Origin of the sequence: Streptomyces sp. NPDC101160 (assembly GCF_044768205.1) — a bacterium.
In the GTDB taxonomy this organism is placed as follows: domain Bacteria; phylum Actinomycetota; class Actinomycetes; order Streptomycetales; family Streptomycetaceae; genus Streptomyces.
Genome location: NZ_JBIWPJ010000014.1, coordinates 57532 through 78178 on the forward strand (window position 1 = coordinate 57532; position 20647 = coordinate 78178).

At 71.7% G+C, this 20647-nt stretch carries 17 protein-coding genes; 13 read left to right on the top strand and 4 right to left on the bottom strand.

What is annotated here, in order from left to right; translation table 11 throughout:
• Positions 1–15 precede the first annotated feature (15 nt).
• The 5 genes from cmdF (at position 16) to ACIRSU_RS34985 (ending at position 7758) form a co-directional block, all read left to right on the top strand.
• Complete coding sequence (gene cmdF, locus ACIRSU_RS34965) at positions 16–1629, top strand: tyrosine 2,3-aminomutase (protein WP_403801173.1); 1614 nt, start codon at positions 16–18, stop codon at positions 1627–1629.
• A 135-nt stretch (positions 1630–1764) separates the two neighbouring features.
• Entirely contained in the window at positions 1765–3297 is a 1533-nt protein-coding gene (locus ACIRSU_RS34970) for a methyltransferase domain-containing protein (protein WP_403801176.1), read from the top strand.
• 145 nt (positions 3298–3442) lie between these two features.
• A complete protein-coding gene (locus ACIRSU_RS34975) occupies positions 3443–4624 on the top strand; it encodes an acyl-CoA dehydrogenase family protein (RefSeq protein WP_403801180.1) in 1182 nt (393 codons plus the stop codon).
• Positions 4625–4655: 31 nt separating this feature from the next.
• Entirely contained in the window at positions 4656–6905 is a 2250-nt protein-coding gene (locus ACIRSU_RS34980; protein WP_403801182.1) for a cytochrome P450, read from the top strand.
• A gap of 19 nt (positions 6906–6924) precedes the next feature.
• On the top strand, positions 6925–7758 hold the full coding sequence (locus tag ACIRSU_RS34985) for an SAM-dependent methyltransferase (protein ID WP_403801185.1): 834 nt from the start codon (positions 6925–6927) through the stop codon (positions 7756–7758).
• A 66-nt stretch (positions 7759–7824) separates the two neighbouring features.
• Here ACIRSU_RS34985 and ACIRSU_RS34990 read toward each other — a convergent pair whose 3' ends face one another.
• Genes ACIRSU_RS34990 through ACIRSU_RS35005 form a run of 4 tightly spaced genes read right to left on the bottom strand, consistent with a single transcriptional unit; the run spans position 7825 to position 11432 of the window.
• On the bottom strand, positions 7825–8184 hold the full coding sequence (locus tag ACIRSU_RS34990; protein ID WP_403801188.1) for a YciI family protein: 360 nt from the start codon (positions 8182–8184) through the stop codon (positions 7825–7827).
• A gap of 6 nt (positions 8185–8190) precedes the next feature.
• Positions 8191–9615 (bottom strand): condensation domain-containing protein, encoded by a 1425-nt coding sequence (locus ACIRSU_RS34995; RefSeq protein WP_403801190.1) that lies wholly within the window; start codon positions 9613–9615, stop codon positions 8191–8193.
• Complete coding sequence (locus tag ACIRSU_RS35000; protein WP_403801192.1) at positions 9612–9866, bottom strand: phosphopantetheine-binding protein; 255 nt, start codon at positions 9864–9866, stop codon at positions 9612–9614. The genes ACIRSU_RS34995 and ACIRSU_RS35000 overlap by 4 nt, the downstream gene beginning before the upstream one ends.
• 12 nt (positions 9867–9878) lie before the next feature.
• Positions 9879–11432 (bottom strand): 4-hydroxyphenylacetate 3-hydroxylase N-terminal domain-containing protein, encoded by a 1554-nt coding sequence (locus ACIRSU_RS35005; protein WP_403801195.1) that lies wholly within the window; start codon positions 11430–11432, stop codon positions 9879–9881.
• A gap of 171 nt (positions 11433–11603) precedes the next feature.
• On the opposite strand from ACIRSU_RS35005, the gene ACIRSU_RS35010 reads away from it, so the two are divergent.
• The 8 genes from ACIRSU_RS35010 (at position 11604) to ACIRSU_RS35045 (ending at position 20629) form a co-directional block, all read left to right on the top strand.
• Positions 11604–12965 carry an extracellular solute-binding protein gene (locus tag ACIRSU_RS35010; RefSeq protein WP_403801197.1) on the top strand — a complete coding sequence of 454 codons (1362 nt, stop codon included), beginning with the start codon at positions 11604–11606 and terminating at the stop codon, positions 12963–12965.
• A gap of 38 nt (positions 12966–13003) precedes the next feature.
• A complete protein-coding gene (locus tag ACIRSU_RS35015; protein WP_403801200.1) occupies positions 13004–13720 on the top strand; it encodes a DUF2306 domain-containing protein in 717 nt (238 codons plus the stop codon).
• Between the two features lie 44 nt (positions 13721–13764).
• Complete coding sequence (locus ACIRSU_RS35020) at positions 13765–14547, top strand: SDR family oxidoreductase (RefSeq protein ID WP_403801203.1); 783 nt, start codon at positions 13765–13767, stop codon at positions 14545–14547.
• 114 nt (positions 14548–14661) lie between these two features.
• A complete protein-coding gene (locus tag ACIRSU_RS35025) occupies positions 14662–16008 on the top strand; it encodes an FAD-binding oxidoreductase (protein WP_403801205.1) in 1347 nt (448 codons plus the stop codon).
• Between the two features lie 28 nt (positions 16009–16036).
• Positions 16037–17290 carry an acyl-CoA dehydrogenase family protein gene (locus tag ACIRSU_RS35030; protein WP_403801207.1) on the top strand — a complete coding sequence of 418 codons (1254 nt, stop codon included), beginning with the start codon at positions 16037–16039 and terminating at the stop codon, positions 17288–17290.
• Positions 17287–18672 carry an FAD-binding oxidoreductase gene (locus tag ACIRSU_RS35035; RefSeq protein ID WP_403801209.1) on the top strand — a complete coding sequence of 462 codons (1386 nt, stop codon included), beginning with the start codon at positions 17287–17289 and terminating at the stop codon, positions 18670–18672. The genes ACIRSU_RS35030 and ACIRSU_RS35035 overlap by 4 nt, the downstream gene beginning before the upstream one ends.
• Positions 18672–19475, top strand: coding sequence for a tryptophan 2,3-dioxygenase (locus tag ACIRSU_RS35040; RefSeq protein ID WP_403801211.1), 804 nt, complete (start codon positions 18672–18674; stop codon positions 19473–19475). The genes ACIRSU_RS35035 and ACIRSU_RS35040 overlap by 1 nt, the downstream gene beginning before the upstream one ends.
• Positions 19476–19513: 38 nt before the next feature.
• Complete coding sequence (locus tag ACIRSU_RS35045) at positions 19514–20629, top strand: serine hydrolase domain-containing protein (protein ID WP_403801214.1); 1116 nt, start codon at positions 19514–19516, stop codon at positions 20627–20629.
• Positions 20630–20647 lie beyond the last annotated feature (18 nt).

Consider the following 20647-nt stretch of genomic DNA (forward strand, 5'->3'; position numbering starts at 1 on the left):
CTGGGAGTGAGTACGTTGACTGCAGTCGAGACATCCACCGTTCCGGTCGCGTTCGACGGCGAGAGCCTGACCATCGACTCCGTGCGCCAGGTCGCCGAGGAGGGCGTGACGGCCCAGGTCACCGAAGCCGCCAAGACGAAGGCCGCCCGGAGCCGGGAGATGTTCGAGGGCATCGCCGAGCAGAACATCCCGATCTACGGGGTGACCACCGGCTACGGCGAGATGATCTACATGCAGGTGGACAAGTCGAAGGAGACGGAGCTCCAGACCAACCTGGTCCGCAGCCACAGCGCCGGCGTCGGCCCGCTGTTCGCCGAGGACGAGGCGCGCGCCATCGTCGCCGCCCGCCTGAACACCCTGGCCAAGGGCTACTCGGCGGTGCGTCCCGAGATCCTGGATCGGCTCGCCCTCTACCTCAACCTCGGCATCACGCCGGCCATCCCGCAGATCGGCTCCCTGGGCGCCAGCGGCGACCTCGCCCCGCTGTCCCACGTGGCCAGCACGCTCATCGGCGAGGGCTACGTGCTGCGCGACGGCAAGCCGGTGGCCACCGGCAAGGTGCTCGAGGAGTTGGGCATCGAGCCGCTCAAGCTGAAGTTCAAGGAGGGCCTCGCGCTGATCAACGGCACCTCCGCGATGACCGGTCTCGGCTCCCTCGTCGTGGGCCGCGCGCTCACCCAGGCCCGTCAGGCCGAGATCGTCACCGCACTCCTCATCGAGACGCTGCGCGGCTCGACCAGCCCCTTCCTGCCCGAGGGCCACGACATCGCCCGCCCGCACCAGGGCCAGATCGACACCGCCGCCAACATGCGCGCGCTCATGCACGGCAGCAACCTGACCGTCGAGCACGCCGACCTGCGCCGCGAACTCCAGGAGAGCAAGGACCTCGAGAAGGACGTCCAGCGCTCGGAGATCTACCTCCAGAAGGCGTACTCGCTGCGCGCGATCCCGCAGGTCGTCGGCGCCGTCCGCGACACCCTGTACCACGCCGTGCAGAAGCTGGAGATCGAGCTCAACTCCTCCAACGACAACCCGCTGTTCTTCGAGGGCCAGGAGATCTTCCACGGCGCCAACTTCCACGGGCAGCCGATCGCCTTCGCCATGGACTTCGTGACGATCGCGCTCACCCAGCTCGGTGTCCTCGCCGAGCGCCAGGTCAACCGCGTCCTCAACCGCCACCTCAGCTACGGCCTCCCGGAGTTCCTGGTGGCCGGCGACCCCGGCCTGCACAGCGGCTTCGCCGGCGCCCAGTACCCCGCGACTGCTCTGGTCGCCGAGAACCGCACGATCGGCCCGGCCAGCACCCAGTCCGTCCCGTCCAACGGCGACAACCAGGACGTGGTCAGCATGGGCCTGATCGCGGCCCGCAACGCCCGCCGCGTGCTGGAGAACAACAACAAGATCCTCGCCGTCGAGTTCCTCGCCGCCGCGCAGGCCGTGGACGTCTCGCGCCGCTACGAGGGTCTGAGCCCGGCCGCGAAGGCGACGTACGACGCCGTCCGCTCGCTGGTCCCGACCCTGGGCGTGGACCGCTACATGGCCGATGACATCGAGCTGATCGCCGCGGCCCTGTCCCGTGGCGAGTTCCTGGCGGCGCTCGACCGTCACACGGACATCGTCCTGCGCTGACCGCGCGGCACGCACACCGGTCGGCCGGTCCCGCCGTCAGAGGCGGACCGTCCGCCGGGCCCGCGCGGGCCGCGCCCGGCGGTCCGCCCGCTGCGGCCATCCGCCCCTCTGACGCCTCGAAAGGACCGCAACCCCATGACTGTCGCCCCGGTCGCCCCGACCACCGACACCCTCCTGAAGGACCTGCTGCACACCGCGCCCGATGACCTCGACGCGGCGTTCCTGCGCCTGACCGACGCGCTGTGGGCCGCCGGCAAGCCCACCGACGCGGCCCCGGCGGCAGTGCCGGAGCTGGTGGCCGCCCTGCCGGACGCCGACGAGGCCCGCCAGGGCCGTCTGGCGCTGCTGCTCGGCCTGCTCGCCGAGACCGAACACGCCACCGGCGCCGGCCCGCTCACCACGGCGGTACGCGCGGGCCTCGCCCACTACCTCCCGCTGCTGACCGGCGCCCAGCCGGGCGGCCCGCTCCAGCTCGCCGCCCTGTACCTGCTCTCCCATCTGGGCGAGGACCGGGACGCGATCCTCGAAGCGGCGGCCGGTACCGAGCTGACGCCGGATGACCGGACCCGTCTCGAGCGCTGCCTGCAGCCCCTCGATCCCGACAATGTGGTTCTGGGCCGGGTGTGGCCTTCCCCGCACGAGTGGCAGCTCGGCGACGCGGAGCTGGCCTTCGATCAGAGCTGGATCAGCAACCTCACCCCCGAACAGCTCAAGGCCACCTGGTCGAGCGACACCCGCTCGGTGCTCGCCTACACGGGCGCGAAGGCGCTGTGGGCGCTGCGAAACGGCACGCCGACCGTGGTCCACGACACCAGCGTGCACGCCGACGCCCGGCCCGCCGAGCCGCCTGCCCCGCGCATCGAGGAGTTCAGCCGCTTCGCGGACGTGCTGCGCTGCCCCGACTGCCGCGCCACCCTCTCGTACGAGCAGAGCGGCGCGACCTGCACCGGCTGTGCACGCAGCTATCCGCTGCCGTACGGGGTGCTCGACCTGTCCGCCGGAGCCGGTGACGCCCACGGCGACGACGACGTGCTCCAGAACGCGGCCGGCCTCCAGGGCATCGGCTTCCACTACGAGAACGTGCTGCGCCCCGCGTTCCTGCGGGTGATGGGCCAGAACTGGGGCGGCGCTGTCACGCCCGCCGACGAGGACGCCTATCTGACCGAGCAGCTTGCCGCGGTCGACGGGCCGGTCCTGGACGTTGCCGCCGGTGCGGGCCGCTGGACCGCGGTCGTGGCGGAGGCCGCCGGGGACGGCGGTGTGCTGGCCCTGGACCTCATCGCCCCGATGCTCGCCGGTCTGCGGTCGCGGCTGCCCGAGATCGCGACCCTGCGAGCGAGTGCGCTGGCGCTGCCGGTGGCGGATTCCTCGCTCGCCGCGGTCAACTGCTGGAACGCCCTGCAGGCGCTGCCGGACGCGAAGGCGGCGATCGACGAGATCGGGCGGGTGCTGCGTCCGGGCGGCCGGCTCACCCTGCTGACGTTCAGGTGGGGTTCCGACCCCGTCTACCGCTACTTCCAGGGCTCGCACGCCTTCCCCGGCAGCCCGGACGGGATCAAGCTCTTCGAGACCGAGCAGATCCACACCTGGCTGTCGGACGCGGGGCTCTCCCCGGTGGCGGAGACCGGTCCTGGGACCTTCGTCATCATCACCGCGGAAAAGCGCTGACACCCGGAGAAACTCGGTGCGCGGCGAGCTTCCCCCGGCTCGCCGCGCACCGTTCTTGTAGTGAGCAACATCGAATATGGAACCGCCGATGCCTCGGTGAAACGATCCTCTCGGCCCAACTCCGGTGACCGATTCAGGAGAATTCATGAAGACCATCGAGGCGCCGACCCGTGAGGAAATCGTCCGCCGTGCAACGGATCTGATTCCTCTGCTGCAGAAGAACGCGTCCGTCGGCGAGGAGAACCGCAACCTGTCCCCGGAGACGGTCGAGGCTCTCACCGAGGCCGGAATTCTCAAGATGCGCGTCCCGCACCGCTACGGCGGCTACGAGTCCGACATGCGCACCGTGGTCGACACCCTCACCGAGCTCGCCCGTGGCGACGGCTCCGCCGCCTGGACGGCGTCCGTGTGGGCCATCAGCTCCTGGATGGTCGGCCTCTTCCCGGACGAGGTCCAGGACGAGATCTTCTCGACCCCCGACGTCCGCATCAGCGGCATCCTCAGCCCGACCGCCATGGCCACCCCGGTCCCCGGCGGTGTCGTGCTCAACGGCAAGTGGTCGTTCAACTCCGGTGTCCAGTACAGCCAGTGGAACACCAACGCCGCGATCCTCGTCGGTGAGGACGGCCAGCCGCAGCCGGTCATGGTGGCCATCCCGGTCTCCGACCTGACCATCGTCGACGACTGGCACACCGCCGGTCTGCGCGGCACCGGCAGCGTCACCACGATCGCCGAGAACCTGTTCGTCCCGCAGGAGCGCGTGCTCCCCATGGTGCCGGTGCTCATGGGCCAGCACCGCTCGGTGCTCAACGCGGGCTCCCCGCTGTACAGCGCGCCGTTCATGCCGACCGCCTGCGCCACCATCTCCGCCCCGGCGCTCGGCCTCGCCCGCGCCGCCAAGGACGCTTTCCTGGACCGGCTGCCCGGCCGCAAGATCACGTACACCTCGTACGAGAACCAGTCCGAGGCCCCGCTGACGCACCTCCAGGTCGCCGAGGCCACCGTCAAGATCGACGAGGCCGACTTCCACGCCCACCGCGCCGCCGCCATGGTCGACACCAAGGGCGCCGCCGGCGAGGAGTGGACGCTGGAGGAGCGCGCCCGGGTCCGCCTCGACCTCGGTGCCGTCACCCAGCGCGCCAAGGAGGCCGTGGACCTCCTCAACACCGCGAGCGGCGGCTCCTCGATCTACAACTCGGTGCCGATCCAGCGCATCGAGCGCGACGTGCAGACCATCAACCTGCACGCGATCCTCCACCCCAACACCAACCTCGAGCTGTACGGCCGGATCATCTGCGGCCAGGAGCCCAACACCGTCTACCTGTAGGCCCACCGAGATCCGCCGGAGGACTTCCCGAATGGAACGCCGCTGCCCTGTCGCCCTGGACCCCCTGGGCTCCGACATCCACGCCGAGGGCGCCCGTATCCGGGCGCAGGGACCGGTGGCTCGGATCGAGCTGCCCGGCGGTGTGATGGCCTGGTCGGTCACCGACCAGGCGATCGCCCGGGAGATCCTCAGCGACCACCGTTTCTCCAAGGACGGCCGCAAGCACTTCGACGCCTTCGTCGACGGCGAGGTCGGCGAGGACTTCCCGCTGATCGGCTGGGTGCTCATGGAGAACATGACCACCGCCTACGGCGCGGACCACACCCGGCTGCGCAAGCCGTGCGCCCAGGCCTTCACCCCGCGCCGGGTGGAGGCGCTGCGCCCGGCCGTCGAGGCGATCACGGCCGAGCTCCTGGACGAGCTTGCCGCCCTGCCGGCCGGCGAGCCCGTCGATCTGAAGGGCCGCTTCGCCCATCCGCTGCCGGCCAGGGCCATCTGCGACCTGTTCGGGGTGCCCGCGGAGGCCCGCGCCGAGATGCTGCGCGGCGGCGAGGTGAACGTCGACACCAGCATCACGCCGGAGGAGGCCGCCGCCAACGTGGAGCGGTGGCACCAGGAGATGCTCGACTTCGTCGACTCCAAGCGGCGCGCCCCGGGCGACGACCTGACCAGCGACCTCGTCGCGGCGCAGGCCGCCGACAGCGCCCTGCTGTCGGACGACGAGCTGGTCGGCACGCTGCACATCATGCTCGCCACCGGCACCGAGCCGGTGAAGAACCTGATCGCCAACGCCGTCCTCGCGCTGCTGACGCACCCGGAGCAGCTCGCGCTGGTCCGCGACGGCAAGGCCACCTGGCAGGACGTCATCCAGGAGACGCTGCGCGTGGAGGCGCCGGTCGCGCACCTGCCGTTCCGCTTCCCCGTGGAGGACGTCGAGATCGGCGGCGTCACCATCGCCAAGGGCGAGCCGGTGCTCGTCAACTACGCGGCCATCGGCCGCGACCCGGCCGTGCACGGCGAGGACGCCGACCGCTTCGACATCACGCGCGCCGACAAGGAGCACCTCTCCTTCGGGCACGCCATCTACCGCTGCATCGGCCAGCCGCTGGCCCTCCTGGAGGCGGAGATCGCGCTGGCCGCGCTGTTCGAGCGCTTCCCCCACCTGGGCCTGGCCGTGCCGGCTGAGGAGATCGGGCCGCAGGGCACGTTCATCATGAACGGTGTCGCCGAGCTTCCCGTGCTCCTGGACGCCCGCCCGGCGACCATGAAGGCCGCCGTGGTGCCCGAGGTCGGCGCGGAGTGGGAGCTGCGCGACGTCCCGGTTCCCCAGCCCGGCCCCGGCCAGGTGCTGATCCGGGTGCGCGCCTCCGGCATCTGCCACAACGACGTCTGGGTGACCGACGGCCACTTCCCGTTCCCCGAGTTCGATCCGGTCGTGGTCGGTCACGAGGCCGCCGGCGACGTCGTCGCCGTGGGGCCTGGTGTCACCCACCGCAAGGTCGGCGACCGGGTCGGCGCGACGTGGGTGCAGGGCACCTGCGGCCAGTGCGACTACTGCAAGCTGAACCTGCCGCTGACCGGCCAGTCGGGCATGAACTGCGCGGCCCCCGTGATGAGCGGCCTGACCGTCCCCGGTCACCACGCCGAGTACGTGGCCGTGCTCGCCGACTCCACGGTGCTGCTGCCCGAGAACGTCAGCTACGAACAGGCCGCTCCGATGCTCTGCGCCGGATACACCTCGTGGAGCGCGCTGCGGGCCGCGGACCCCAAGCCGCACGAGCGCGTGGCGGTCCTCGGCATCGGCGGGCTGGGCCATCTGGCGCTGCAGTTCTCCCGTGCCTGCGGCTTCGACACCGTCGCGATCACCCGTTCCCCCGACAAGCACGACCTGGCCCGCGAGCTGGGCGCCTCCACCGTCGTGGCCAATGGCGCGGAGCTCGCCGCCGCCGGCGGCGCCGACGTCATCGTGGTGACCGGCACCTCGTACGAGGCGGCCACCGACGCCCTGCAGGGCCTGCGCCCCAACGGGCGTCTGGTGCTCGCCACCATCGACCCCGAGGGCGCCTTCTCGATCGGTCCGACCAGCCCCGTGTGGGCGCAGCGCCAGCAGATCATCGGCGCCACCCACAACGGACTGGAGTACCTCACCGAGGCGCTCGACCTGGTCGCCCAGGGCAAGGTCGACCCGATCGTCGAGGTCTTCCCCAAGGAGCGGATCGCCGAGGCGGTCGCCCTGGCCGCCAAGGGCGAGGTCCGTTTCCGAGCCGTCGTCACCTACTGATCCGCCGGGAGCAGGAGAAATGACCACCACGACCGCGGAGCAGCTCCGCGAGGGCGAGCGCTGGGACCAGTCGTCCCCGGTCTCCGACGTCTTCAACGAGGGCCAGGCGCACCTGTCGTACTGGTACGGCCCCGACGACCCGACGCCGATGGCCGAGGCTTCGCGTCGGCTGACCCGCAAGGTCGTCGACGTGCTCGGGGTCCGGCCGGGGCAGCGTGTCCTTGACGCGGGCTGCGGACCGGGCGGGCCGGCCCTGCTGGTCGCCGAGGAGACCGGCGCCGATGTCACGGGCGTGACCGTGAGCCGCTTCGAGGCCGGGTCCGGCACCGAGAAGGCGGCCGCGCGTGGCCTGTCGGACCGGGTGCGCTTCGAGCACGGCGACTACGCCGAGCTGGGCCACCACGCGGACGGCTCCTTCGACGCGGTGATGGCCATGGAATCGCTTCAGTACGCGCCCGACCTGCCCAAGGCACTCGCCGAGCTGTTCCGGGTGCTGCGCCCGGGCGGGGCGCTCACCATGACGGACTACACGCTGGCCCCCGGGGTGCCGTGGGCCGAGCGCGACGTCCTCGCGGAGAAGCTGACGCTGCCGCACCTGCAGCCGGTCGAGGCGTGGGTGGAGGCGCTGCGGGCGGCGGGCTTCCACGTCGAGGAGTACACCCAGTGCGGGCCGCGTGTCTTCGGCCTGGGGGCGAAGTACGTCGAGGCCGCCGAGGAGGGCCGGGAATCGATCCGGGCCGCTTTCGGCGACGAGGCGGTCGCGGGCCTGAAGGAGGCCATGGCCGACTTCTTCAGCCCGGGCGCGGAACGGATCGCGTACAGCATCGTCACGGTCCGCCGTCCGCGCGACTGAGCGGACCGACGAGCGAGGGGCCCACCGCGTACGCGGTGGGCCCCTCGCTCGTTCGCTGTCGTCGGGCTACTCGGCGCCGGCGTCGTGGATGACCTCGCGGACCTCCACGGTCGTCAGCTTGGCGTCCGGGATGAGCGCCGCGAGTTCCACGGCGCGTTCCTTGGAGGCGACCTCGACGACGTAGTAGCCGCACAGGAACGTCTCACCCGGGACGTAGGGGCCGTCGGCGACCTCGACGGAGCCGTCCCGGACCGTCACCCGGGTGGTGTTCGCGGGGAAGTCGAGGGCCTTGGTGCCGACCATCTCCCCGCTGGCGCGGATGATCTCCTGGAAGCGGTCGTGTCCGTCGAACACCTCCTGCTGCTCTTCGGCGGAGAGCTTCTCCCACAGCGCCGGATTCATGTGCATGATGAGCAGGAACTTCACCTGTCGTCACTCCTGGGTCGGGATCGTCGGTACGTCGGGGCGGTCGGGAAGTACGGTGTCGGGCGCGGCGACCAGCTCGCTCAGCACCTCGCGGAAGCCGGCGACCAGACCGCGTACGGTGCTCACGTCGTAGAGGTTGCTGCTGAAGCCCAGCTCGCCGATCAGCTCGCCGGTCGGGGAGATCTCCAGGCACAGCAGGGTGCCGTCGGGGATGTCCGAACCGACCGTCTGGGACAGCACCTTGCGGCGCACGGCCTCGTACGCGAGCGGTCCGATCCGCTCGCCGGCCATGGTGAACGGGGTCTGGATGACCTGGAAGACGCAGGAGGCCAGGCCGTCGACGGCGACCCGCTCCATCAGCTCGGGCGCCTCCTCCAGGACGGTCGCCAGCGGGATCTCCCGGGTGTACGCCTCCAGGCAGGTCTCGCGGGTGCGGGCGAGCACGTCCCGGAAGGTGGCGCAGCCGCTGAGGTCGGTGCGCAGCGGGAGGAAGTTGAAGAAGGATCCGACGGCGTCCTGGAAGCGGGCCTGAGTGCGCCCCGGCGTGAAGGTCGGCACGACGATGTCGGTGTCGCCGGTCTGCCGGTGCAGGAAGACGTTGAAGGCCGCGAGCAGGACGATGAACGCCGAGCTGCGGGACTCTGCGGCCAGTTGCGTCACCTGCTCGCGCAGCCGCTCGCCCCAGCCGAACCGGTGCCAGGAGGTGGAGAAGTCCGGTGCCTCCGTGCGCGTACGGTCGGTGGGCAGGGCCAGCGCGCGGGCGCCGTCGAGCTTGTCGCGCCAGAACGCGCGGGCCGCGTGCTCGGCCTTGCGGGCCTCCGTGGACCGCTGCCACCGGGCGTACTCGCGGTACTGCGGGGCCGGCTCCGGCGCCGCCCCGCGGTCCCCGGCACGCACGGCGTAGAGCGCCGCGAGGTCCCGCAGGATGACCTGCATGGACCAGGCGTCCACCGCGGTGTGGTGGGCGATCAGGGCGAGGACGGCGTCCTCGTCGTCGAACCGGCCGAGCACGGCGCGCAGCAGCGGCATGCGGCCCACCCCGATGGTGTCCGCGGCGATCTCGTTGAGGAGTTCCTCGCAGCGCAGGTGGCGGGCCTCGGTGTCAGCCGGGTCGATGCCGGAAAGGTCCCGGATCTCCAGCGGCACCGGCGCCGGGTCGAGGATCCGCTGATGGCGGGGTTCCGCGTCGCGGACGACGGTGGTGCGCAGCGCCTCGTGCCGTACGACGACGTCGTCGAGCGCGGCGCGCAGCAGGGCGGGGTCGACCGGCCCGCGCACGCGCCAGCCGTCGACGATGTGGAAGCGGGGGCCGAACGGACCCATGTCGTCGCCCTTGTCCCACAGGCACAGGAACTCCTGCTGGACCGAGAGCGGCACCTCTTCGTCCGGTGCGGCGGCGACGGCCGGCGCGGTCGCGGCGACGGCCGTCACGCGGCGTTGCTCCGCGTCACAGCGGCGACCGTCCGGACGACCGCGTCGACGAAGGTGTCCTGGTCCGGGTCCTCGAACAGGACTCGGATGTCGAGCTCGGCACCGAGCTCCGACTCGACCCGTGCCGCGATCCGCAGGGCGGAGACCGACTGGCCGCCGAGCTCGAAGAACGAGGCGCCCTCGGTGCCCGGGCGGGGCCGCAGCACCTCCGTCCAGATCCGTGCGGCGGTCTCCTCGACACTGTGCGTCATGGGGTGTTCTCCTCAGTCACGGAACGCTTCGTTCCTGGTCTTCCTGAGTCCGTCGAAGGAATCGAGGTCCGGAACGGTCCAGCCGTTCAGGTCGTACTCGTTCATGCAGTCGTCGACGAAGCTCTTGTACTGGTCCAGCTGGCCGCTGACGGTCTGGGCGAAGAGCATCTCCACCCGGGTGTTCTCGTGGCTGCCGGCGTAGTTGCGCTCGTAGAGCTCGTGCCGGCCTCCGAACTCGGTGCCCACCGCGTCCCACAGCAGCTTCATGACCTTGACGCGGCCCTCGGCGTCCGTACCGCCCGAGCCGCGCACGTACTTGTCGAGGTACGGGCGGATGTCCGGGTTGGCGAAGTCGTCGGCGCTGGAGTTCACGTAGATGAGTCCGCTCGCCACGTCCTGCTGGACGATCTCCTTGATCCGCGGATAGCCGATCTGCATGAACCAGCGGTACGCCATGCCGTACTCGGGATTGGGCAGCAGGGCGCCGTTCTTCCAGGCCACCGGGTTGCGGGCGGCGGCGTCGGAGAGTCCCCAGAAGAGGTTGCGCCAGGCCAGCACCTCGCCCAGGCGGCTCTGCACACCGCGGAACTCGCTGGTGCCGGTCACCTCCAGGGCCTTGGCCAGCAGGCCGGCGAGGAACTCCAGCTTCACCGCGAGGCGGGTGCACCCGTGGAACGTGAAGCGCTCGGGGAAGCCGGACTTGGCGGTGAACATCTGGACCTTGCCCAGGTCCCCGTAGATGAAGACGTTCTCCCAGGGGATGAGCACCTTGTCCATGACGAGGATCGTGTCGTTCTCGTCGAGGCGGGAGCTCAGCGGATAGTCGAAGGGGCTTCCGGTCAGGGCGGCCGTGGCCGCGTAGGACGGGCGGCAGATCAGCTTCATCCCGGGCGCGTCCATGGGAACGGTGGCGACGAGCGCGAACTCGCGTTCCTTCACGGGAAGCCCGTAGTGGGCGATGAAGTTGTAGTGGGTCAGCGCCGAACCGGTCGCGACGACCTTGGCTCCGCTGACCACGAGGCCCGCGTCCGTCTCCTTCTCCACGTGGACGAAGACGTCCTTGACCTGGTCCGGCGGGAGATGCCGGTCGACCGGCGGGTGCACGATGGCGTGGTTCCAGTAGAGGACCTTCTCCTGGGACTCCCGGTACCAGCGGCGTGCGTTGTCCGCGAACGGGCCGTAGAAGTCGGCGTTCGCGCCGAGCGTGCCGAGGAAGGACGCCTTGTAGTCGGGGCTGCGCCCCATCCATCCGTAGCTCAGCCGGGACCACTCGGCGATCGCCCGCTGGTCGGCAACCAGGTCGTCGACCGTGCGCGGGGTGGTGAAGAAGTGGTGCGTGTAGCCGTCGCTGCCGGTGTCGGTGGGCGCGGTGAGGGCCGGTTGCCGCTCCGGGTCGTGCAGGGCGTCGTACAGGCGGGCGGTCATCCGGATCGGATTGCGGAAAGCCGGGTGGGTCGTGACGTCCTTGACCCGGTCCCCGTAGATGTAGACCTCGCGGCTGTCGCGCAGGCTCTCCACGTACTCGTCACCGGTGAACGGGCGTGTCCTGCGGCGCTCTTCGGCCATGGTCTTCCTCTCCTCGCCCAAGGGCTCCGAGTCTGGCACCGGAGCGCGGGCGGGAGCTTCTCCCAGATTGCCGCCTTGAGAGCACGTCAGAAGATGCGGACGGAATCACGGCGCCGAAAAAATGAGCTCCGACTGTCTTTCGCAGCTCCCCCGAGCAGAGGCCGATGCCCCATGACCGACGCGGTCGTCCTTGAAGTCTGGCTCAACGACTACCCGGTCGTGCCGTTGTTCATCGACGAGACGAGAAAGCTGGCGGAGGAGTTCGGCCGGACCCACCCGGGCGTACGGGTCGAGGTCCGCGGCATCGATCACCTGCGGCTGCCGGAGGAGGTGGCCCGCGCCGCCCGCGAGGGACGCCCGCCGGCCATCGTCCAGAACTTCTACACCTCGACCCGGCTGGCCAAGGACCTGCTCGCGGCCGACGGCACACCGCTGTTCACCTCCGTGGAGCGGGCCATCGCCGGCCGCGACGAGATCCTCGGGGTACCGGTACGACTCGACGACCTGGTAACCGCCGCACGCGACTACTACACGCTCGGCGACGAGGGCCTCTTCGCGCTCCCGCCGCTCACGTCGACGACCCTGCTCTACGCCAACACCACCGTGCTCGAAGCCGCCGGCGTGACCGGGCTCCCCCGTACCTGGAAGGAGCTCACCGCGGCCTGCGAAGCAGTCGCCCGCCTCGACAACGGCCCCTCGCACGGAGTGACCTGGCCCAACCACGGCTGGCTGTTCCAGCAGGCGGTCGCCCAGCAGGGCGCCCTGCTCGCCGCCCCGGGCAACGGGCGGGACGGCCGCGCCGAGACCGCTGAGCTGGACTCGCCCGCGATGCTGCGCTTCGCCGGCTGGTGGCAGCAGCTGCACGCCGACGGCCACTACCTGTACACCGGCCTGCGCTCGGCGGGCGACGACACCTACCCGGCCTGGGAGCGCAACTACCGCGCCTTCGCCGAGCAGCGGGTGGCGTTCGTGCTCAGCACCTCCGTGGAGGCCGAGCGCATGGTGCAGGCCGGCCGCGACGGCGGCTTCGCGGTCGCCGCCGCCCCGATGCCGCACAGCGACGAGGTGCCGTACGCCGGAAACGTCATCGGCGGCGACGCTCTGTGGCTGGCGGCCGGTCTGGAGCCCGCCGCCCAGGACGCGGCTCTCGCCTTCCTCCTCAGCTTCCTGACGCCTCGGCACGCCGCCGCCCGGCACAAGACCAGCGGCTTCATCCCGGTCACCGAGTCGGCCCGTGTGCTCCTCGACGAAGAGGGCTGGTTCGAGGCCAACCCGCACCACCAGGTGGCGCTCGACCAGCTCGCGGCCGGCGACCGGTCGAGCGCCGCCCGCGGCGCGCTGCTCGGCGACTTCGTCTCCGTACAGGACGCGATGACGGCGGCCATGCACGACGTGCTCACCACCGGGGCCGAGCCCGCGCGACGCTTCGCGCAGGCCACTGCCGAGGCCCGGGACCTGCTCGACGACTACAACGCCCACTGCCTCGGGCAGGTGCCCGGGCCGCGTGGGCCGCACCGCTTCCGGGTCGGCTGATCGCCGCCCGGCCCAGGACTTTCTCAGGAGGAAACACAGTGGCGCAGCAACTGGACACGGCCCCGCGCACCAGACCCGCCGCGGACACGGTGGAGCCGCGGACCCCGGCTCCCGACTCCCCCGCGCCCGTGTGGTGGCGGCGCCCCTGGGTGCTCCCGCTGGGCGTCGTCGTCTTCGCGTTCCTCAGCTTCGTGTGGCCGCCGTATCTGAGCCTCGACCCCAAGACCTCGCTCATACCCATCCGGCCGGATGCCCCGCAGCACTACCCGATGCTGGTCGCCCACATCGCCACCGGAACGATCTCGCTGATCACGGTCGTCCTCCAGCTGTGGCCGTGGCTGCGCCGCCGCCACCCCGCCGTGCACCGCTGGTCCGGCCGCGCCTACGTGTTCGCGGGCGTGCTGCCGTCCGCGATCCTCGCCTTCCTCATCACGCCGCTGTCCATGGGCCCGTCCGTCGGCACCACGCTCGGCGGCGTCATGTGGCTGTTCACCACCGCGATGGGCTTCGTGCGGGCGGTCCAGCACCGCTACCTCGCCCACCGGATGTGGATGCTCTACAGCTTCGCCTTCGCCATCAACATCGTGTGGGGCCGCGTCTTCGTGGTCACGCTGATGAGCCTCGGCGTGCAGAACCAGGCGATCTGGGGCCAGGTCACCGGCACCGCTCCCTGGCTCGGCTGGGTCATCAACCTCTTCCTCGTGCAGTGGTGGCTCAACCGCACCGCCAACCGGCCGCTGAAGGACCTCGTCTGACCGCGCCGACCGCGCGCCAGGCCCCGACGGGACAAGGACCCCACATGAACGAACTGCTGCACGACAAGGTCGTCGTCGTCTCCGGCGTCGGCCCCGGCCTGGGCCGCGCGCTGGCCCTCGGCGCGGCGCGCGCGGGCGCGGACGTCGTCCTGGCCGCCCGTACCCCGTCCGTACTGGAGGAGACCGCGGCGGCGGTCGAGGCGACCGGCCGGCGCGCCCTCGCGGTGCCGACCGACATCACCGACGAGGCCGCCGTCCAGGCGCTGGTCAAGACGACCGTCGAGACCTTCGGCCGGGTCGACGGACTGGTCAACAACGCCTTCGCGGTGCCCCCGATGACCCCCCTCGCCGAGGTGGACATCGACGACATCCGCACCGGCTTCGACACCAACGTCTACGCCGCCCTGCGACTGACCCGGCTGTTCGCCCCCGCCCTCGCGGAGGCCAAGGGCTCCGTGGTCATGATCAACTCGGTGGCCATCCGGCACTCCAAGCCGCTCTTCGGCGCCTACAAGATGGCCAAGGCCAGCCTGCTGGCCCTCGCGCAGAGCCTGTCGACCGAGCTCGGCCCCCAGGGGGTGCGGGTCAACACCGTCGCCCCCGGCTACATCTGGGCACCCGCCCTGCAGGGCTACTTCGCGTACCTCGCCGGCGAGCGCGGCGTCCCGGAGCAGCAGGTCTACGACGAGGTCGCGGCCGGTCTCGACCTGCGCCGGCTGCCCGAGCCCGACGAGATCGCCGACAGCGTCCTGTTCCTGCTGTCCGGCCTGTCCCGGGCCGTCACCGGGCAGTGCCTGGACGTCAACGGCGGCGAGTACCACCACTGATCACCGGGGCCGGACGCCCGTCGCCCAGCCCCGCATTCTGAAAGACGCACCGGCCCTCGCCGCGTGCCAGGCTGAGCCGGCGCCCCGGCCCGCTCGATCCCCACTGGAGAGTTCATGAATTCCGCTGCGGCAAGCGCCCTGGCCCAGAGCCTCACGGGCACCGTCGTCCTCCCCGGTGACGCTGCCTACGAGGACGTCCGCAACGTCTTCTCGCACCAGGGTTCGCCGGACGTGGTCGTCCGCTGCGCGGATGCCGAGGACGTGCGGAAGGCCATCGCCTTCGCCCGCGAGCAGAACCTGCGGATCTCGGTGCGCAGCGGCGGCCACAGCAACGCCGGCCTGAGCACGGACGAGGGCGGCATCGTCATCGACCTGTCCGCGCTGAACACCGTCGAGGTGCTCGACGCGGAGACCGGCCTGGTCCGTGTGGGGCCGGGCGCCACCTGGATCGCCGTGGCCCACCGTCTGCAGGAGCACGACCTCGCGTTCTCCTCCGGCGACACCACCACGGTGGGCGTGGCGGGGAACGTGCTCGGCGGCGGCATCGGCTGGATGGTGCGGTCCCATGGCCTGGCCCTCGACAACCTGGTCGCGGCCGAGGTGGTCACGGCCGACGGGCAGCTGCTGCGGGCGAGCGCGGACGACAACCCGGAGCTGTTCTGGGCACTGCGCGGCGGCGGCGGCAACTTCGGCATCGTGACGTCGTTCGAGATCAGCGCCCGCAAGGGCGGCCAGGTCCACTTCGGCAGCATCACCTACCCGGCCGCCGAGGCCGCCCAGGTCATCAAGGGCTGGGCCCGATACCTGCGCACCGCACCCGACGAGCTGACCTCGCACATCGCGCTGTTCCCCTCCTTCGGCGGCGACCCGGCTCCGGTCACGGTGCTGGTGTGCTTCGCCGACGACGACACCGCCGCGGCCGAGCAGGCCATCGCCCCGCTGCTCGAACTCGGCACCGTGGAGAGCAAGAACATCGACCTGGTGGCCTACCCGGCGGTCCTGGAGGACCCGGGCGAGCTGCCCGGCGACTGGCAGCCCACGGTGCGCAACCGCTTCGTCCACGGCATCGACGACGCGTTCGTCGACACGCTGCTGGAGGGCGCGCGCTCCTTCGACACCCTCTTCGTCGAGCTGCGCAGCCTGGGCGGCGCGGTGGGGCGCGTGCCGTCGGACGCCACGGCCTTCGGGAACCGCGACGCCGAGCTGATGGTCAACACCGCGAAGCTCGGCACGCGCGCCGAGAACCTGGAGGCGGCGCCGGCGCTGGCCCGCTTCTGGGAGTCCCTGGCGCCCTACTCGTGCGGCGCCTACAGCAACTTCCTGAGCGAGCTGGACGCGGACGACCTGGCGGCCGTGTACCCGCCGGAGACGCTCGCGCGGCTGCGCGCGGCCAAGGACGTGTACGACCCGGACAACGTCTTCTCGCGCAACGCCAACGTCACGCCGTCCGCCCGTCACTGACCTGCGGTCACCGAAGGGACTTCCCCATATGAGCACGGCAACCCTGCCCGCCGCGGCCGGCGCGGTCGCACCGCCCGAGCCCGGTCTGACGCGCGACGAGGTGGTGCGGCGGGCGGAGGCCCTGGCCCGTACCCTCGTCGACCGCCAGGCCGAGACCGAGGAGCGCACCTTCTACGCGCCCGACACGCACGAGGCGTTCGCCCAGGCCGGGCTGTACCGGATTCTGGTGCCCCGTCGGTACGGCGGTTACGAGTTCGGGGTCGAGACCTTCATGCGCGTCGCGCAGGCGCTGGGCCGGGGCTGTCCTTCGACGGGCTGGATGTACACGCTGGGGGCCGCGCACGCGCTGGCGGTCGCCTCGCTGTTCGAGGAGTCGGCCCAGGCGGAGATCTTCGCCGGGGGTGACTTCATCAGCCCGGCCACGATCACGCCCATGGGCAGCGCCCGGCGGGCTCCGGACGGCGGCTGGATCATCGACGGCACCTTCCCGTACTGCTCCGGCGCCCCGTACGCCACCCACTTCATCGGCCATACGACGATCGAGTCCGAGGACGGCGGCGAGCCGCGTCTGCTGCTGTTCATCGCGCCCCGCGACCAGTGGACCCTGCTCGACGACTGGGGCCACCAGCTCGGCCTCAAGGGAAGCGGCTCGCACAGCGTCCGCTTCGAAGGTGGCCGGATCCCGGCCCACTTCGCGTTCGAGGACACCCACCTCAGCGAGGTGGACGTGACCCGCGGGACGCCCGGGCTGCGGCTGCACGGCAATCCGGAGTACGGCGGCGGGCCGCTCAGTTCCATGCTGCTGGAGTCCGCCTCGCTGGCGGTGGGCATGGCGCAGGGTGCGCTCGACGCGTACGAGGAGCTCATGCGCAGCCGTACCACGATCTTCACCCAGGTGGTCCGCGCGGAGGACCCCGACTACCAGCTCTGGTACGGCCAGGCCGCCGGCATGATCGCCACCGCCGAGGCCGCCGTGCACGAGGCCGCCCGCCAGTGGAGCCAGACCTGCGCGGAAGGCCCGGAGGCCTTCACCCGCGAGAAGGACCTGCGGTTGGCGACGATCTGCCGCGAGGTCATCAAGCTGGCCTGGCACGCGGTGGAAGGCCATCTGTTCCCCACCGCGGGGTCCAGCTCGGTCCGCACCGGTCAGCGCATCGAACGTATCTGGCGGGACATGTCCACCCTGCACAGCCACGCGGGCATCGGCGTGCTGCTGCCGAGCGTGGCCACCCGCGAGTACGCCCGCGTGCGCTTCGGTGTCGCGGAAGGGGCACACGCATGACGGCCACGACGGGGCAGGGGTTCGTTCCGGCCCTCCCGGACACACCCGAGTACGCCGACGCGGCCCGGGTGTTCAACGAGGCGTCGCCGGCCCGGCCCGCGGCCGCCGTGACCGCGCGCAGCGTCGCCGACGTGCGCGCCGCGATCGCCCACGCGGCGCGCGCGGGCCTGCCCGTGCGCGTCCACACCACCGGGCACTCGGCGGGAGCGGCCGGCTCGATGGAGGGCAGCCTGCTCATCCGCACCCGGCTCGACGGCGGCGTACAGGTCGACGCCGAGCGCCGCGTCGCCCGGGTTCCCGCGGGCAGCACCTGGTCCGAAGTGGTCGCCGCCGCCGTGCCGTACGGCCTGACCGCGCCCCACGGCACGTCCGGCACCGTCGGCGTGGCCGGATACCTGCTGCGCGGCGGCGTGAGCTTCTACAGCCGACGGGTCGGGCTCGCGGCCAACAGCGTGCTCGCCATCGAGCTCGTCACCGCCGACGGCGAGGCGCGCCGGGTGGACGCCACGCACGATCCGGAGCTGTTCTGGGCCCTGCGCGGCGGCGGCGGTGGTTTCGGCGTGGTGACGGCCGTCGAAGTCGCCCTGTTCCCCGCCGCCGGTGTCGTCACCGGAGCCGCGCTGTGGTCCGGTCGTCATGCCGAGCGCATCCTCGAGCTGTGGCGCACCTGGGCGGTGGACGCGCCCCGGGAGGCCGCCACGTCGCTGCGCGTCATGAACCTGCCTCCCATCCCGGAGATCCCGGCCGAACTGACGGCCGGCCCCGTCGTGTGCGTCGCTGGCGCCGTCCTCGCCCCCGGGCAGGCCGACCTCGCCGCCGCCGAGCGGGCAGCCGAGGACCTGCTCGGCCCGCTGCGCGCGGTGGCCCGCCCGCTGGACGACACCTGGCACCTGGGCGGTCCGGCCGACGTGCCGCTCGCCCACATGGACCCGCCGGGTCCGGTCAACGTGCTCGGCGACCACCTGCTCCTGCGTGAGCTCGGCGACGCCGGCGCGGCCGCCTTCCTCGCCGCCGCCGATCCGCTCACGCCGTCCCCGCTGGTCGCGGCCGAGCTGCGCCAGCTCGGCGGCGCCGCGGCCGAGCCGAACCCGGCGGGTGGCGCGCTCGACCATCTCGACGCCGCCTACGCGTACATGGGCGCGGGGCTGCCCGAGCTGTTCCCGGCCGAGCGGATCAGGGAACGTCTGGCCCGGCTGCGTACCGCGCTCGGCCCGTGGGACACCGGCCGCACCGCGCCGACGTTCGTGGAAAGCACCGACAGCCCCCAGGGCCACCTGGCCCCGGACGTCCGCGCCCGGGTCGCCGAGGTCCGCGAACGGGTCGACCCCACCGGTCTGTTCCGCGAGGACGTCATGGCGCACACCGGGTCCGGGAGGCCGTGATGAGCGTCGACGGCATCGCCCCGGTGGACCTCGGACCGACCACCACGTACTCCGACTATCTCGCGCTCGACCAGGTCCTGCGGGCCCAGCACCCGCGCACCGAGGCGCACGAGGAGTTGCTCTTCATCGTCGTCCACCAGACGCACGAGCTGTGGTTCAAGCAGGTCCTCTCCGAGTTCGAGCGGCTGCGCGGCCGGCTCGCCGCGGGCGACACCGCCGGCGCGATGCGCGCGCTGCACCGGGCGGCGCTGGTCTTCCGGGTGCTGATCGGGCATCTCGACGTGCTGGAGACCATGACGCCGGGCCAGTTCGCGGCCTTCCGGGACGCGCTGGACGCCAGCGGCTTCCAGTCGGCCCAGTTCCGCGAGATCGAGACGGCGCTCGGCCGGCGCGACCCCGAGGTGCCGCTCGGCTACCCCGAGGGCGGCCCGGAACGGCAGCGTCTCCAGGCCGCTATGAACACCCCGTCGGTGTTCGACGCCTTCCTCACCTATCTCGCGCTCGGCGGATACCGGGTCGAGCGGGAGCTGCTGGACCGGGACGTGTCCGAGCAGCTCACCACCTCGTCGGACCTGGAGGAGACGCTGCGCGCGGTCTACGCCGACGACGGCATGGCGGCACGGGTCGCCGAAGGCCTGATCGACATCGATCAGCTGCTCCAGGAATGGCGCTACCGTCACGTGACGATGGTGGCCCGCACGATCGGCGGCAAGACCGGCACGGGCGGCACTTCCGGGGCCGCCTATCTGCGAGCCGGGCTGTTCAGCCCGATGTTCCCCTCACTGTGGGCGGTGCGGAACTGAGGCCCGCACGGTCACTCCCCTCCGGCAAGGAAGAAAGCATGAGCGACATTCAGAAGAAGGTCCAGGAAGCCCTCGACGGCCTGGTGGAGTCGGGCGCCGAGCTCGGCCTGCAGGCCGCGGTGTACGTCGACGGCGAACTGGTCGTCGACGCGGTGGCGGGCGTCGCCGACGCCGAGGAAGGCCGCCCGGTCGAGTCCGGCACGCCGTTCTACAGCGCCTCGACCGCCAAGGGCGTGACCGCCACCGTGGTCCACGTCCTCGTCGAGCGCGGCCTGTTCGGCTACGACACCCCGATCGCCGAGCTCTGGCCCGAGTTCGGGGCCGAAGGCAAGACCGGCATCACGGTGCGGCACGCGCTGACGCACTCCGCCGGCGTCCCCGGCATGCCCGCCGACGTGACGCACGAGGACCTCGCCGACTGGGACAAGATGTGCGCCGCGCTGGCCGCACAGTCCCCGTGGTGGGAGGCGGGCTCCGAGACGGGCTACCACGCCTTCACGTACGGCTGGCTGCTCGGTGAGACCGTGCGCCGGGCGACCGGCAAGCCGATCTCGCAGGTGCTGCGCGAGGAGATCGCCGAGCCGCTGGGCGTCGCCGGCGAGCTGTTCTTCGGCGTGCCCGCGAGCGAGCTCGGCCGGCTGGCCCGGCTCGAGGACGCCCCGATGGACCCCAATGCCTTCGGCGACTTCCCCGCGGACCTGCCGCTGTTCCGTGCGGCCCCGCCGCAGGTCATGCCGAGCGCCGGCTACGGCAACCGGCCGGAGATCCTCACCGCGGACATCCCGGCGGGCGGCACCATGTCGGCCCGCGCTGTCGCGCGTATGTACGCGGCGCTGCTCGGCGAGGTCGACGGCGTCCGGCTGATCTCCGAGGAGCGACTGCGCGAGGTCTCCTCGGTGGCCATCGAGGGCGTCGACCAGGTCTTCGGCATGCCGACCGCCTGGGGCCTCGGCTACAGCATCGGCCGCCCCGGTGCCGACCCGCAGCAGACCCGCCATGTCTTCGGCGCCGTGGGCATGGGCGGCAGCGCGGGCTACGCCGACACCACCACGAAGGTGGCGTTCGCGCTCACCAAGAACCGCTTCAACCCCGCGGACGCGAGCGCCGTCGAGCAGATCGGCGCCCTCGTCGCCGAGGCCGTGGCCGCGGGCTGACCCGACCGACGAGAGGAG